The 15,035-nt window shown below is 69.5% G+C and carries 14 protein-coding genes; 3 read left to right on the top strand and 11 right to left on the bottom strand.

Annotation, left to right across the window (positions count from 1 at the left end; genetic code table 11):
* Positions 1–123: 123 nt before the first annotated feature.
* The 3 genes from rpsI to ACZ49J_RS21230 form a co-directional block, all read right to left on the bottom strand.
* A complete protein-coding gene (rpsI, locus tag ACZ49J_RS21240) occupies positions 124–639 on the bottom strand; it encodes a 30S ribosomal protein S9 (protein WP_467449991.1) in 516 nt (171 codons plus the stop codon).
* 41 nt (positions 640–680) lie between these two features.
* Entirely contained in the window at positions 681–1,124 is a 444-nt protein-coding gene (rplM, locus tag ACZ49J_RS21235) for a 50S ribosomal protein L13 (protein WP_055715789.1), read from the bottom strand.
* A gap of 433 nt (positions 1,125–1,557) precedes the next feature.
* Positions 1,558–2,628: a glycosyltransferase family 87 protein gene (locus ACZ49J_RS21230; protein WP_467449989.1), complete on the bottom strand. Its 1,071-nt coding sequence runs from the start codon at positions 2,626–2,628 to the stop codon at positions 1,558–1,560.
* Between ACZ49J_RS21230 and ACZ49J_RS21225 the strand changes: the two genes are divergently transcribed.
* Together ACZ49J_RS21225 and ACZ49J_RS21220 are read left to right on the top strand one after the other, a co-directional pair.
* A complete protein-coding gene (locus ACZ49J_RS21225) occupies positions 2,621–2,755 on the top strand; it encodes a hypothetical protein (protein WP_467449988.1) in 135 nt (44 codons plus the stop codon). The two genes, ACZ49J_RS21230 and ACZ49J_RS21225, sit on opposite strands and share 8 nt — an antisense overlap.
* Positions 2,756–2,882: 127 nt before the next feature.
* Positions 2,883–3,764, top strand: coding sequence for a hypothetical protein (locus ACZ49J_RS21220; RefSeq protein WP_467449985.1), 882 nt, complete (start codon positions 2,883–2,885; stop codon positions 3,762–3,764).
* 254 nt (positions 3,765–4,018) lie between these two features.
* Here ACZ49J_RS21220 and ACZ49J_RS21215 read toward each other — a convergent pair whose 3' ends face one another.
* The 5 genes from ACZ49J_RS21215 to ACZ49J_RS21195 form a co-directional block, all read right to left on the bottom strand.
* Positions 4,019–5,104, bottom strand: coding sequence for a C40 family peptidase (locus ACZ49J_RS21215; RefSeq protein WP_467449984.1), 1,086 nt, complete (start codon positions 5,102–5,104; stop codon positions 4,019–4,021).
* Positions 5,105–5,122: 18 nt separating this feature from the next.
* The gene (locus ACZ49J_RS21210) at positions 5,123–5,605 is read right to left on the bottom strand and encodes a poly-gamma-glutamate biosynthesis protein PgsC/CapC (RefSeq protein WP_467450227.1); all 483 of its coding nucleotides are present in this window, start codon (positions 5,603–5,605) and stop codon (positions 5,123–5,125) included.
* Positions 5,606–5,692: 87 nt separating this feature from the next.
* Positions 5,693–7,273, bottom strand: a complete 1,581-nt coding sequence (gene pgsB, locus ACZ49J_RS21205) for a poly-gamma-glutamate synthase PgsB (RefSeq protein ID WP_467449983.1) — start codon at positions 7,271–7,273, stop codon at positions 5,693–5,695.
* Between the two features lie 7 nt (positions 7,274–7,280).
* Entirely contained in the window at positions 7,281–9,527 is a 2,247-nt protein-coding gene (locus tag ACZ49J_RS21200) for a HAMP domain-containing protein (protein WP_467450225.1), read from the bottom strand.
* Between the two features lie 205 nt (positions 9,528–9,732).
* Positions 9,733–10,872: a CapA family protein gene (locus ACZ49J_RS21195; protein ID WP_467449981.1), complete on the bottom strand. Its 1,140-nt coding sequence runs from the start codon at positions 10,870–10,872 to the stop codon at positions 9,733–9,735.
* 332 nt (positions 10,873–11,204) lie between these two features.
* On the opposite strand from ACZ49J_RS21195, the gene ACZ49J_RS21190 reads away from it, so the two are divergent.
* Positions 11,205–11,912 carry a hypothetical protein gene (locus ACZ49J_RS21190; protein WP_467449980.1) on the top strand — a complete coding sequence of 236 codons (708 nt, stop codon included), beginning with the start codon at positions 11,205–11,207 and terminating at the stop codon, positions 11,910–11,912.
* Between the two features lie 38 nt (positions 11,913–11,950).
* Here the strand turns inward: ACZ49J_RS21190 and truA are convergent, their stop codons facing one another.
* From truA to ACZ49J_RS21175, 3 genes are all read right to left on the bottom strand, one after another.
* The gene (gene truA / locus ACZ49J_RS21185) at positions 11,951–12,811 is read right to left on the bottom strand and encodes a tRNA pseudouridine(38-40) synthase TruA (RefSeq protein WP_467449979.1); all 861 of its coding nucleotides are present in this window, start codon (positions 12,809–12,811) and stop codon (positions 11,951–11,953) included.
* A 168-nt stretch (positions 12,812–12,979) separates the two neighbouring features.
* Entirely contained in the window at positions 12,980–13,489 is a 510-nt protein-coding gene (rplQ, locus tag ACZ49J_RS21180) for a 50S ribosomal protein L17 (RefSeq protein ID WP_467449977.1), read from the bottom strand.
* 181 nt (positions 13,490–13,670) lie between these two features.
* Positions 13,671–14,693, bottom strand: coding sequence for a DNA-directed RNA polymerase subunit alpha (locus ACZ49J_RS21175; protein WP_003966937.1), 1,023 nt, complete (start codon positions 14,691–14,693; stop codon positions 13,671–13,673).
* Positions 14,694–15,035: the final 342 nt, after the last annotated feature.

Here is a 15,035-nt window from a genome sequence, read left to right as displayed (position 1 = left end):
ACTTGTGCACTCGTACACCCCGCGCATAAGCCTGTGATAAAGCGTTCACCCCCGTAAACGAACCGCCCCGGCGGCACAGGACGTGCCGCCGGGGCGATGCGTGCGGTACAGCGAGGCGACTGTTTAGCGCTTGCTGTACTGCGGGGCCTTGCGGGCCTTCTTCAGACCGGCCTTCTTGCGCTCGACCGCACGGTCGTCGCGGCGGAGGAAGCCGGCCTTCTTGAGCGGGCCGCGGTTGTTGTCGACGTCGGCCTCGTTCAGGGCGCGGGCGACACCGAGGCGGAGCGCACCGGCCTGGCCGGAGACGCCGCCACCCGCGATGCGGGCGATGACGTCGTAGCGGCCCTCGAGCTCGAGCACCTTGAAGGGCTCGTTGACTTCCTGCTGGTGCACCTTGTTCGGGAAGTAGTCCTCGAGGGTGCGCCCGTTGATCTTCCACTTGCCGGTGCCCGGAACGATCCGGACGCGGGCGATGGCGTTCTTGCGACGGCCCAGGCCGGCGGCCGGCTGCGGGTCGCCGAAGCGGGAGGCGAGGGACTCGGAGGTGTACTCGCCCTCCAGGGGCACCTCGGTCTCGGTGGTGTAGCTGTCGATGTCGACGGTCTCGTCGAGCGGCTGCTCAGCGGTGGTCTCGGCCACGATGCTCCTCAGATTCCTTCAGTCTTAGGGGTTGGCCGGACTTACTGCGCGACCTGGGTGATCTCGAACGGCACCGGCTGCTGGGCAGCGTGCGGGTGCTGGTCGCCCGAGTAGACCTTCAGCTTGGAGAGCATCTGACGGCCGAGGCTGTTCTTGGGAAGCATGCCCTTGACGGCCTTCTCGACCGCTTTCTCCGGGTTCTTCTCCAGCAGCTCGTCATAACGGACGGAACGCAGACCACCCGGGTAGCCGGAGTGGCGGTACGCCATCTTCTGGGTCCGCTTGTTGCCGGACAGGTGCACCTTGTCGGCGTTGATGATGATGACGAAGTCACCAGCGTCGACGTGCGGCGCGTAGATGGGCTTGTGCTTGCCGCGCAGGAGGGTGGCGGCGGTGGTGGCAAGACGACCCAGGACGACGTCCTGGGCGTCGATGACGTGCCACTGACGCGTCACATCGCCGGGCTTGGGGCTGTACGTACGCACGGTTCGTAGCCTTCGCTTCTTCAGTGAGGTTCCTGACAAGGTCACCGAAGACGATCACGACAGCCATGACCGCACCACGGTGACGCAAGCCGTGTGCTGGTCGCTGGTCATCGGCCCGGTGGACCGGTGTAAGGGCCCCTCACGTGAGAATGAGCAAGCCAATACACATAACGAACGTGCAGAATACCCGGGCACGCGGTGACGGGTCAAAACGGGGCCGCCGCGCTGGGCTCCGCCGATGCGCCGGAGCGCCGTTGGGGTGCGGGTGCGCTCGTCGGCTGCGGCCGCGCCGTGGTCGCTCGCGCAGTTCCCCGCGCCCCTTACAGTCGCGGGGAACAGTCGCTTTCAAGGGGCGCGGGGAACTGCGCGACCAGCCACGAACGACCCGCACTCGACGCACGACCCCGCCCCCTGGGCCAGGGGGGCGCAGCCCCTAGGCGGGGTCGAAGGGGCGGAGCCCCTGGGGCACGGGACGGGTAGGGGCGGCGGGGGCGAGTCCCTCCGCGGGCGGCCGGCGAAACGCCAGCGTCACCGCCAGCACGCACAGCGTCACCGCGTCCTTGAACGCCCGCCGGGTCGGCACCTCGAGAAACGGCCAGGTGAACCCCGGCACCTGCGGCACGAGCGCCAGCCAGAACCACGGGCTGCGCGCCACCGATCCGGGCACCCCCGCACTCGCGACCAACAACGGCAACACCACCACCAGGTAGTGATCGAACGACGGCCGCGACACCAGGAACACCGACAGCATCACCAAACACGCCGTCTCCGTCAGCCGCAGCGCCGGGTCACCTCCACGCCGCCACCGCCCGTACGCGCACCACACCCCCACCACGGCCGCCCCCACGGCCACCGCACTCGCCACCACCTCCGGCACCCCGAGCCTCGGCAGCACCGCCCCCACCGACGCCTCGTACAGTCGCGCGAAATCATCCTGCCCGCCCAAGAGGAACGGCAGGGTCCGTGTGAAGAACCCCGCCGGGTTCGGCATCAACAGCGCCGAACCACCCGAAGCCACCGCCGGAACCAGAACCATCAGCCCCAGCCCGCGCCACCGCCGCGCGAACACGAACAACAGCACCATCGGCGCGAGCAGCGGCTTGAGCGCGACGGCGGCACCGAGCACCACCCCCGCCGCCCCCCATCTCCCCCGTGACATCAGCAACAGCGCCAGCGGCAGCGCCGCCGCGGCCGTCGCCGTCCAGTTCCCCAACTGCACCAGGTGTCCGAACGGCGCGAACCCCACCGTCAGACCGACCAGCCCCAGCACCGCGAACCGGCTCCGCCACGGCACCCCGTGCAGCCGCAACGCGCACGCCCACCCGAACGCCAGCAGCCCGGTCACCACCGCCGGCACCAGCACCCGCAGTACGCCCGACGGCACGAACAGCTGCGGCACCGCCACCAGCATGGCGCTGGGGAAGTAGAGGAAGCGCTGGTCGTCGTAGGGCGACCCACCGTGCCAGAACACGCGTGCCGCCCGCACGAGGAAGGCGTTGTCCATACCCCCCTCCGCCGAAGCCCGCGCCACGCTCAGGACGAGCGCGCACGACACCGCCCCCAGCGCCAGCCACGCCTGCCAGGGCGCCCGCCCCAGCGCCCAGCCGGCCCACCACACCCGCCCGTCCTGACGCCGCCGAGGCCGACCGGACCGACCAGAAATACCCTTTTCATCCGCGTTCATTCAGGTCACGCTAGGGGCTCAAGTGCCTCAGGAGGCTGAACAGCACGCCCCAACGCCCGTCTAAAATGCGGTCCATGAGTTTTGGGCAAGGGGAGCCTCAGTGGGACCCGTGGAAGCCGGGTTCCGAGCAGCCGCAGTGGTCGAGCCAGGGCAGCAGCCAGACCCCTGACTGGGCCGCGCTCGCCGAGGCGTCCGAGACGCGCAACAAACGGCGCCGCGCACTGTTCATAGTCGGCGGCGCCCTGGCCACGGTCGCGATCGGCACCGCCGTCGCGGTGGCCGTCGTCTCCGCGGACAGTGGCACCGAGGCCTCGAACAGACCCACCAACGACCTGCCGGCCACCGCGGACATCCCGAGTTCGAGCGACGCGCCCGAGCCGTCCTTCGCGCCGACGTCGGCGCCGCCCCCGCTGGACCCGAAGGACTTCATCTCCAGCGCGAAGAAGGACACGGCCCCGCTCAGCGCGGAGAGCCTGTTCCCCGGTTCGCAGCTGACCATGGGTGCCTCCGTCTACAAGAAGGGCGCCACGGCCTCCACCAACGACTGTGCGTCGGCCGTCCAGGGCACCCTCGACAAGGTCCTGGCGGACAACGACTGCACCCGCGTCATGCGCGTCACCTACAGCAAGGACGGCGTCGCGGTCACGGTCGGCGTGGCCCTCTTCGACACCGAGGCGCAGGCGGCGAAGGCCAAGACGGACGCCGACAAGAAGAGCATCGTCACCTCGCTCTCCGGTGACGGCGTGCCCGCGTTCTGCCGTACGGCGATCTGCCGCTCCACGACCAACTCGTACGGTCGCTACGCCTACTTCACCCTCGCCGGCTTCACCAACGGCAAGGACGTCACGGAGAAGGACACCACGGTGTTCTCCACGGGCGACGACCTGGCCGAGTTCACCTTCCGCCAGATCCGCCGCCGCGGCGAGGCCCAGGCCTCAGCAGCAGCAAACGAGTAAGCAAGAGTCAGCGAGGCCGAAGGCACGGTGTGAACTGCGCGCCCTTCAGGGGCGCGGGGAACTGCGCGCCTTCAGGGGCGCGGGGAACTGCGCGACCAGCCCCCACCCACCCGCACCAACCCACCCACCCCAGACACCCCCACTCCGGGGGTCATGGGGGCGAAGCCCCCGGGGATGGGACGGGTAGGGGCGGCGGGGGCGAAACCCTCCAGGTCACCCCCAGCGAGCGGCACCCGCCCTCCCCCACCCCCAACTCACAACCGCTTCGCACTCCGCAACGTCTTCGCGTAGTACCCGTTCCCGTCCAGCCGGGACACCCCACCCACGTCACCGATCGTCGGCCCGTTGACCTCCTCCCGGCTCGACACGAAGATCAGGTGCCCCTCCGTGTCGTAGCCGAGAACCATCCCGACGTGGTCCAGCCGCTGCCCGGTCCGCTGGTCGAGCTTGAAGAAGACCAGATCCCCCGGCTGCAGCTGGTCGATCCCGGTCGGCCGGTCCTTCGCCGCGATCCCGGTCAGCGGCAGCACGTCGACGCCCTGCTTGGAGCGAGCCATACCGTTGGCCGTACGCGGCAGTCCGTCACCCGAGTTGTCCGAGGACATCAGCGGGTAGCGGGCCCGGTAGCCCCACACCATGCGCATGAACCCCGAGCAGTCCAGGGACTTGGCCCGCATCGCCTCGGGCGTCCCGGTCGCACCGTCCCGGAACGGGTACGGCACCTGGAGGAAGTCGTAGAAGTCCGACTGCTCCAGCCGCAGGTCCCCGCCCTCGGCCCCCGACGTGTTCAGAGGACCGAAGTTGGCGTCACCGGCGTACCGGATGCCCTGCGCGTCCTTCTTGTCCTTGGCACCGGCGACGTACTGGAACGCGTAGGCGAAGAGGTCGTCCTTCTTGCTGCCCTCGAACTCGGCGTACCAGTCCTTGAACCACTTCTCCTTCTCCGCGCCCTTCTTCCACTTCTCGGGCATCAGCCGCACCCAGTCCGTGGTCGAGACCTTGGAGCTGGTGGACGAGGGCTCGGCGAAGGTACGGGACGGCCCGGTCAGCGTCGCGGTGCGCGCCCCGTCGGTGAGCACCGCCTTGACCTGGCCGTCGGCGCCGCGCAGCACGGAGCGGGCCGGATTCTCCAGCCGGGACCACGTCTCCTCACCCTTGTCCGCGCCCTTGCTCGGCCCGCCGGACTTTCCGGAGCCGTCCAGCACACCGACGTTGGTGATCTCCGTGACGCCCTGCTCCTCCTGCTTGCGGAGCTCCACGGTGAGGTAGCCGGACGTCCCCACGAGCGCGAGCACCACGAGCCCGGAGACGACCGGCCGCGATTTCTTCTTCCCTGCCATGCGAACTCTCCCCGTTTCTCAGACTGTGGGCATGACGCCGAGCAGCAGCCCGGCGGCGACGACGATGTAGGCCATGAGCGAGACGGTGCCGGTCGCCAGCAGCGTGGGTCCCTTCGGCTGACGCACCATCTGGTAGGCGATCAGACCGGGCACGATGAAGCCGAGGGTCTGGTTGCCGTACAGCAGCGGGAACTCGATCGAGAGCACGATCATCACCGTGGCCTGGAGCAGCACGCCCAGCAGGACGACCGCGGCGAACAGCCGCTTGCCGTAGAGGATCACCAGTCGCTGCATCACCTTGGTGCCGCCGTAGGTGAGGGCGGTGACGCCGACCACCATGGCCGCCCGCTGGAGGTCCTCGATGAGCGTGAGGGCGATCCATCCCGGCGTGATCATCCCGCCCGGGGACAGGTTGGTGGTCAGGTAGCACAGCAACGAGAAGAACAGGCCGATGGCGATGCCGAGGGCGGCCATCTCGGGGGTCAGGGCTGCGGTGGTCAACGGGTACTCCGGGCGCGGGTGCGGGTCGTGGTGCAGGGCGGTCGGCGGCGGCATGCGGGCGCGGGGCGTCGTCCCCGCCCGCGGAGATCAGGAGTGTGGATGCTGACCTCCGCCGTCGGCCGCCTGGTACGGGTAGTCGCCGTAGGAGCCGTCGCCGTACTGCCACGTCTCGTGGTCCCGGGCGGCGTACTGCCCCTGCCCCTGCCCCTGCGCGTGTGCGTGTCCCTGGTGCTCCTGGTGCTCCTGGTGCTCCTGGTGCTCCTGGTGCTCCTGGACGTACGGCCCCTCGTGCTGGCCGGGGTGCTGGGCCCACGACGGGCGACGCTGCTGAGCGGGGATGCGGACCACCGGGATCTCCTGGGTCTGCGAGGCCTGGTAGCGCTCCTCGTAGGCCACGGGGTACGAGGCGTACGGGTCCAGGCGCGCCGGCTGGGCCTGCGGCGCGGGTTCCGCGGACCGGTCCGCCGCCGCGTCCGCGGGTGCGGAGTCGTCCGCCGGGAGTTCGGCGAGGTACTCCAGGAGTTCCTCGCCCTGGCCGTGGATGTTGCCGATGGCGACGAGGGAGGAGTCGGCCGCCATGCGCTCCAGTAGGGCCGGCATGAACTCCTCGGCCGACCGCCGCTCACCGCCGAGGTCGATCGCACGGTCGCGCCACTCGGCCGGGATGGCGTCGATGGCGCTCTTGGCGGGGTGTCCGATGACGAACACGTTGTCCGGCTGGAGGTCGGGGATGATCTCGCCCATCTGGCCGTTGCGCTCGACACGGTCGGGACGGCAGTTGATCACGACGTTCAGGGGCCGGTGGATGGCGCCCAGGTCGAGCAGCTGATTGATGTTCATCAGCGTCGACTCCGGGTCGTTGGCCGCGAAAACGTTGGCGAAGGCGAGCTTCTTGCCCTCGGGCGTGAGGTAACGCTCCACGGAGAGGACACCGGGGTCCGGCGGGGCGTCGTACATGCCCTGCAGGGCGACCTGCCGTTCCACGCCGAGCAGTTCGGCGACGACGAGCGCGATCGCGACGTTCTCCTTGAAGGTGAACCAGCTGAAGCCCCGCAGCTCCTCGTCGGTGACCGTCTCCGGGTCGGCGTAGACGAGCTTGCAGTTACGGGCGTCGGCCTCCTCCTGGAGGATGTGGAAGCGTTCCTTCTCCGCGGTGACGCAGATGCCGTCCTCGGGCATCGAGCGGCACAGCGAACGGGCCACGTCGTCGAGCGTGGGGCCCATCTCGGCGAGGTGGTCCTCACGGACGTTGCACAGCACGCCGATCGTGGAGCGGATCAGCTTGCTCTGGTTGACCTCCTGCAGGGCCGGCATGACGGCCATGCACTCGATGACGAGGGCGTCGGGACGGTAGGTGGCGGCCCGGCGGACGATGCCGATCTGCTCCACCACGTTGGCGATCCCGAACTTCCGGTAGACCGGCTCCTCGGTGGCGTCGGGGTGGATGAACCGCGCGGCGGTCCCCGTCGTCTTGGCCACGGTCACCAGGTCCCCGCCCCTGAGGGCCCCGGCGCACAGCCGGGTGATGGAGGACTTGCCGCGGATGCCGTTGACGAGCACCCGCGAGGGGATGCTGTGCAGGCTGGCGTAGTGCCGGCGCTGCTCCACGATGCCCGCCACGAGCAGCATCACACCGCCTATGAGCAGCACGAAGTAGAGATAGAGCACAGCTGGGTCACCTTCCCCGGACGACGGGCTGTGGCTCCGCGAGCCGGCGTGCCTGGTTCTGCTTACGGGCCTGCAGTTGCTGGCGGAGCAGTTCGAGACTGCGCACGACGGCACCGACCTCGTCCTGGTAGCGGGGGTACTGCACGGTCTTGAGGTCGCCGTCGGCCAGCTTCTCGGCGCCGGCCGCGAGGGCGCGCAGGGGCCGGGCCACGACCAGGAACACCCAGCCGAGACAGACGACGATCAGGGCGAGACCGAGCAGCCCGGCGAGGATGCTGCGGTCCTCCAGCTGGTACGGGGCGATCTGGAAGGCCTGGGCGTTCTGCCAGCTGACCACGGTCCAGCCGATGTCGGCCGCCACGCCGCCGCCGGAGAAGGGGGCGGCCGCGGCGACGGTGACCGAGCGCCCCTCGCGCAGCAGCAGGCCGTTCTCGACGGGACCGGCTCCGACCCGGACACTGCCGGCCCGGACGACATCGGTGAGCGCGTCCCGCGGCAGCTTCTCGAAGGCCAGGAAGCCGTCGCTGGCGGCGACGGTCTCCACCTTGGCGTCGACCACGCGGACCTCGCCGAGGCCGGGCCGCTTCAGCAGCGAGTTGAGGAACTCGACCCTGACCTCGCCGACGACGGTCCGCCCCTTCTCGCCCGGGACGGGGGCCGCGACCTGGACGACGGGCTTCTTCCCGCCCTTGCCCGCGACACGGACCAGCGGAAGGCCGTCGTCGGCGCTCCAGTCGGCGCTCGGTTCCTCGCCCGCGCGGGCCACGACGTCACCGTCCCCGGACAGGACGTACAGCGCCTGGTAGCGGGTGTGCTCCCGCAGGGCCGCCTCGAGCACCTTGCCGGTGGCGCCGGCGTCGTCGCCCTCGATCAGCCGGGCGGTGGAGACCATGTCCGCCTGCGCCTCGTTGAGCGCCCGGCGCACCCGGTCGGCGACCAGGTCCGTGCGGTCACGCTGGTCGCTGACCATGGAGGCCGGGACGCTGACGGAGGCGTCCGTACGGTTCAGCAGGAGGCCGACCGGCACGCACCACACCAGCAGCAGTACGGCGGTCAGCGCGAGCGGCCCGCGCACCCCGAACCCCGTCTTCACGCGCCGGCGCTCGACGGGCTCGTCCCCCGCGCCACCGAGCTGCCCGCGCAGGTGCTCCAGGGCATGACCGACCCGCGCGGCCTCACCCCAGCGGGGCACGGCCACGGGCCGGGTCAGGTCGCCGCGGGCCAGCCGGCGGGACTCCAGGAACAGCCGCAGCAGCGGCCGCTGCACGGTCACCCAGAGCACGGTCACCGCGAGCAGGCCGAGCACCACCAGGGCACCGGCCGCCAGCAGCCCGTACAGCTCCCGGCCCGGGGCGGCGGCCTCCTGCTGGACCACGGGGAGCATGGCCACGACCGTGAGCCCGAGCCCGGCGCCGACGCTCTGCTTCTCCTCGGGGTCGGCGGAGGCGAGGGAGGCGTATCCGGCGGTGGCGATACGGCCGTTGTAGGCGTCGCCGACCAGGGTTCCGCTGACGCCGGGGTAGCCGCGCGATCCGGGTTCCCTGGCGCTGACGGGGTCCTGCTCGGTCTTCTGGGCCGACCGGCCGGCGAGGTCGCTCATCTGCTTCTGGAGGAAGGACAGTTCCTTGCGCTCCTGGTCCGAGTTGAGTGCCTCGGACTGCTCGAAGCCGGCCGTGGCGAGGACCTCCCCACCGGTGGCGACGACCGCCATGGAGCGGAACTGCCCCAGGTTGATGGCGGGCACGGACAGGCTGTTGGACGCGATCAGCAGCTGCTGCGGCCGGTCCTCGAAGTCCAGGACCGCCATGGTCATCAGTCGTACGTCACCGGTCTCAAGCCGGACCATACGGGGCTTGAGCGCCTTGTCCCCGGTGAGGACGGCCTTGTCCAGCCAGGCCAGGGGAATCGTTTCACCCCTGGCGGCCAGCACCTTGCCGCTCTCCAGGTCCAGGATCGTGGTGCCCGTCCACTTCTGGTACGTCTTGCCGAGGTCGGACAGGACGGTCTCAGGCTCCACCGGCGCACCCTGGTTCAGCGCCTCGGCGGTGCGGTTCAGGTCGGTGACCCGCTCGTCGATCGACGCGCGTAGGGCGATGGCGCCGTCCTCCGCGAAGTGCTTCTGCGCGGAGAGCACCGCCTCTGGCACGGCCTGCTCACCGGCGGGGCCGAGCACCTTGGCGGTGAGTCCTGCGAGGGCGAGCACCAGCACGCAGAGCAGCGCGATCGGCGGACGGATGCCGCCCAGCAGCGGCATGTCCGCCCGTCTGCGGCTTCGTCGCCGCCCGCCCTTCACCGGGCGCGCGGCACGAGTGGATGTCACCGGTGGTCCCCTCCGACCTCTACGGATGACGACTCATGCCCGAAACCGCGCCGAAACGCGGGGGCATGACAAGCCGTCACTTGAAAGACTGTTAAGGAGCGCCGAGGTTGTGTCTCTCGCCCCGGAACACGCTGTGGTGCTAGTCACGCTCCAGCGTGAGCTCCTTCAGACCGTCACCACCGGGGGCCCCGCGGTTGTACAGGAAGCCACTCGTGCGCTCCTCCGCCAGCCGGTAGCGGGCGAGCCGTTCCTCGGAGACGTCCGCGTCCTTCAGCGCCTGCCGCACGTCCACCACCCGGTGGTCCTCGACCGCGCCCTCGGGGGCCTTCTCACCGACTTCCAGCTCCGGCGGGATGTCCACCAGCGTCGTGGCGTAGCGGGCCGACACGTCCCACCCGTCGGTCGTCTCACGGAACTCGAACCAGCCGATCGCGCCCTCCTCGGTGAGCCCGGTGGGCGAGGAGTGGCGGGCGACCTGGTTGCCGAGGCTGTAGGCGATCCAGGTGCCGTTCAGCTTCTGGATGGGCTGCACCACGTGGGAGTGGTGTCCGATCACCAGGTCGACGTTCGTCTCCTCGGTGATCCGCTCCGCCAACTGGACCTGCGGGATGCTCGGCTCGTTGTAGTGCTCAAGCCCCCAGTGGAGCGAGAGGATCACGACCTCCGCGCCCTTGTCGCGGGCGCGGGTCTCCGCCTTCTTGATCTCGTCCGTGCTGATCTGGTTGAACGCCCACTTCTCCTTCTCCGGCGTCGGGTTGAGGAACGACATCCAGGAGAACGAGAGATGGGCGACCTTCACGCCGTTGACGTCACGGATGTTGATCTGTTCTGCTTCCTCGGGCGTGCGCGCCGATCCGGTGTGCCCGAGGCCGACCTCGTCCATGGTGTCCAACGTGCGCTTCACGGCCCCGAGTCCGTGGTCGTACGTGTGGTTGGAGGCCGTCGAGCAGGTGTCGTAGCCCACGTCCTTGAGCGTCGTCAGAATCTGCGGCGGAACGAGGAACTCCGGGTAGCCCTCGAAAGGACCCTTGGGCTTTCCGACCGGCGTCTCCATGTGACAGATGCCCAGGTCGGCCTTGCTGATGATCGGCTTCACACCGGCCATCAGCGGCCCGAAGTCCAGCCCGGCCTGCCCCTTCCCGGTCTTCTTGGCATCCTTGGCGGCCTGGTCGACCAACTCGGGGTGGATGAGCACGTCACCGGCGGCCGCGACGGTGAACGAGCGCCCGCCCGACTTGACCTGCGGCGCCGAGGCACCCGAACCGCACGCGGTGGTCACGGCGACGACCGTCGCCAGGGCGGCAACCGAACGACCGATCCGGAGAGGAAAACGAAGTGTCACCGCGCCATATTCACACGGGGCTTACAACCGCCACTGACATTACCGTCACAAGACAGTCACGTTTCATTCGCATTCTGGCACAAGTCGGTCTCGCCCTGGCCCTTCTCGGCTGCCAGTCATCAACTGACCAAGGAACGGAGGGATCCGCTCCGCAGTCCCGGGAACTCGTTGACCTTCGCAGCCGCATCCTCACGTATACGGCCGGCTTCGAGCCCGACGGCGACTACAGCCCGCCGAGCGACTCGGAGCGCGAGAAACTGTCCGAGGGCGTGGGACACCTCCTGGACGGCGACGCGGCGAAGGCCGAGCAACTCCTCTCGCCCATCGGCCTCAAGGTGACCCGCCTGACCGACACCGACTCCGGACGCAGGTACGACGAGATCGCGGCCCGGCGGAAGGGCGAGGCCCAGCACTGGGGCCGCCTGTACCTGAACGCCGACGCCGGCCTCCGCTGGAACGCACAGGTCCCGCATCCGGTGTCCGACCGGGACACCGAACTCCTGGGAGTACGGCTCCTGGAGGACAACCCCGGCGGCTCGCTCGTCGTGGCAGGCGCCCACCGCCGTGCGGGCGAGGACGACGCCGCCGATGTCGCCCACCGGGAGGACAGCGCCTTCCAGGCCGTCGTCGTGGAACTCCAGAAGCGCGATGTGCCCGGTGTCCAACTGCACGGCTTCGCCAGGGACTCGGACCGCCCCTACGAGGCCGTCCTGTCCACCGGCGCCGCCCAGAAGGCGCACACCGAGACCTCAGCCATGGCCGACGCGATGGAGGCCGACGGGCTCCGCGTGTGCCGCGGCTGGCAGGACCGGTGCCCGCTCGAAGGCGTCACGAACGTCCAGGGCAAGGCCGCGCAACGGCAGCACGCGAAGTTCGTCCACGTGGAACTCGCCCCCAGCACCCGGGGAGACGGCCGCCACGCCGACGAGGCCGAGAAGGCCCTCTCAGGCCTGGTCACGTCCTGGGCACACGACTGACCACGACTGACAACGACTGGGCACCTGCTGACGAGCCCTCAGCAGCATCCGGCCACCCCGGGCAGCGTCCGCTTGTTCCGCGCCTCCTTGTTCCGCGCGGCCAGCAACTCGTCGGCGGGGTACCCGACTTCCTCCAGCGTCAGCCCGTGCGGCCGTACGACGTGCACGGCGGAGTCCCGCACACCGGCGGCCAGCACCTTCCCCGGCCAGTCGGGCGCCCGGTGGCCGTCCCCCACGAACAGCAGAGCCCCGATGAGCGACCGCACCATGTTGTGGCAGAAGGCGTCGGCACGCACGGTGGCGGTGACGATGCCGTCATCGCCCCGCACGAGGCTCAGCTCCTGCAGCGTACGAATGGTCGTGGCGCCCTCACGCTTCTTGCAGTAGGCGGCGAAGTCGTGCTCCCCGAGCAGCCCCTGAGCGGCCTCGTTCATGGCGTCGACGTCAAGTGGCCAGTCGTGCCACAGCACATGGCCGCGCAGCAGCGGATCGACACCGCCGGGATTGTCGGTGACCCGGTAGGCGTACCGCCTCCACACGGCCGAGAACCGCGCGTTGAACCCCGCGGGAGCCTCCCTGAGGGCCCACACCCGCACATCCTTGGGCAGCCTCCCGGCCAGCCGCTTGAGCAGCTTCCCGTGCTGCTCGCCCCACACGTCCTCCGGCAGATCCACATGCGCGACCTGCCCCCGCGCATGCACCCCGGCATCGGTCCGCCCGGCCACGGTCAGCTCGTACGTCGTGCCCTTCGAGCGGGTGACCGTACTGAGAGCGTCCTCGATCTCCCCCTGCACGGTCCGCCGTCCCCCGGCCTGCTTGGCCCAGCCGGAGAACTCGGTGCCGTCGTAGGAGAGGTCGAGACGGACGCGGACGTAACCGGGTGCCACTTCATCACTCACGTGGGCATCCTCTCAGGAACACAAGAGCGGGCCCGCTCCTCGAAAGGAACGGGCCCACTGACGCGCCCCAAAGGGGCGCGGGGCTGTGTCGATATGCGGCTGCGCCGCGTGGGCGCGAACAACCACGACGAAGCCGCAGCCGCCAACCGAACAGAACCCCGCAGACGCTTACGCGTCCTTCGACTCCTCGGCGGGAGCCTCAGCCTCGTCGGCCTTGGTCGTGTCGACCTTGGTCTCCTCGGCAGCCGGAGCGGCCTCCGCGTCCTTGGCGGCACGCTTCGTCGCGGCCTCGGCCTCGCCGGTGGCCTGCTGCGCGACCGTCAGCGCCTCGACCAGCTCGATGACAGCCATGGGCGCGTTGTCGCCACGGCGGTTACCGATCTTGGTGATGCGGGTGTAGCCACCGGGACGGTTCTCGTACCGCGGGCCGATCTCGGTGAAGAGCGTGTGCACGACGCTCTTGTCCGTGATGACCTGGAGCACCTGACGGCGGTTGTGAAGGTCGCCCTTCTTCGCCTTGGTGACCAGACGCTCGGCGTACGGCCGCAGCCGGCGCGCCTTCGCCTCGGTGGTGGTGATGCGGCCGTGCTCGAACAGCGCCTTCGCGAGGTTCGCGAGGATCAGCTTCTCGTGCGCGGCACTGCCGCCCAGACGGGCACCCTTGGTGGGCTTCGGCATTGTTCTTCTCCTGTGTGTCTGCCCCGGCCGTATCAGGTACCGGGGTCAGTATCCGAGCAGGCGGTCGCCTGTCGGAGATCCGGGAGCAGCCCCGAAGGGGCGCTCCCGGAAGGGGCGCGGGGAACTGCGCGATCAAGCACAGCGCACCCGCACCCAAGCACGGACCGGATGGCCCGAGCTCTTAGTACTGCTCGGTCTCCACGAAGCCCGCATCCGCGTCGTCGTCCGCGCCGAACGCGTCCGCCGCGGCGGTGGGGTCGAACCCGGGCGGGCTGTCCTTCAGGGCCAGGCCCATGCCGGCCAGCTTCGCCTTGACCTCGTCAATGGACTTCGCACCGAAGTTGCGGATGTCCAGGAGGTCGGCCTCGGAGCGCGCGACCAGCTCACCCACGGAGTGGATGCCCTCACGCTTGAGGCAGTTGTACGAACGAACGGTGAGCTCCAGCTCCTCGATCGGCAGCGCCAGATCGGCCGCGAGGGCGGCGTCCGTCGGGGACGGACCCATGTCGATGCCCTCGGCGTCGATGTTGAGCTCGCGCGCCAGACCGAACAGCTCGACCAGGGTCTTACCGGCCGACGCCATGGCGTCACGCGGACGCATGGCCTGCTTGGTCTCGACGTCGACGATCAGCTTGTCGAAGTCGGTGCGCTGCTCGACACGCGTGGCCTCGACCTTGTACGTGACCTTCAGAACCGGCGAGTAGATCGAGTCGACCGGGATGCGCCCGATCTCCTGACCGACCTGCTTGTTCTGCACTGCGGAGACGTAACCGCGGCCACGCTCGACCGTCAGCTCCATCTCCAGCTTGCCCTTGCCGTTGAGCGTGGCGAGGACGAGGTCGGGGTTGTGCACCTCGACACCGGCCGGGGGCGCGATGTCGGCGGCGGTGACCAGACCCGGGCCCTGCTTGCGCAGGTACATCACAACGGGCTCGTCGTGCTCACTGCTCACGACCAGCTGCTTGATGTTGAGGATCAGGTCGGTGACGTCCTCCTTGACGCCCGGCACGGTGGTGAACTCGTGCAGGACACCGTCGATCCGGATGGAGGTGACGGCGGCACCGGGGATCGAGGACAGGAGGGTGCGGCGGAGGGAGTTGCCGAGGGTGTAACCGAAGCCCGGCTCCAGCGGCTCGATCACGAACCGGGAGCGGAACTCGTCGACGACCTCTTCGGTCAACGAGGGACGCTGAGCGATCAGCATGTGTGGATCAGATCCTTCTTTCGTGGACGCCCGCTATTTGACGTCCGACGGAAACCGCGCCCGTGATAAGCGCGGGTACTGCAAGGGTACGGGCGATACGGCCCTTTTACGGTGCCGTACCGCCCGGCTGTTACATGTGGGGGACAACCCCCACACCCCCGGCCGAAAGCCCCGGAGGCGCAGCAGACCCTTCAGAAGCCGACGTCAGACGCGACGACGCTTCGGCGGACGGCACCCGTACTGCGGCATGTGGGGGACGACCCCCACACCCCCAGCCGGAAACCGAGCCACCGCGCCCCGATGCGTCAGACGCGACGACGCTTCGGCGGACGGCACCCGTAC

This window comes from Streptomyces sp. NPDC030840, from assembly GCF_055572015.1.
The sequence above is the reverse complement of the archived record's forward strand: the minus strand, read 5'-3'. Positions and strand labels throughout refer to the sequence as shown.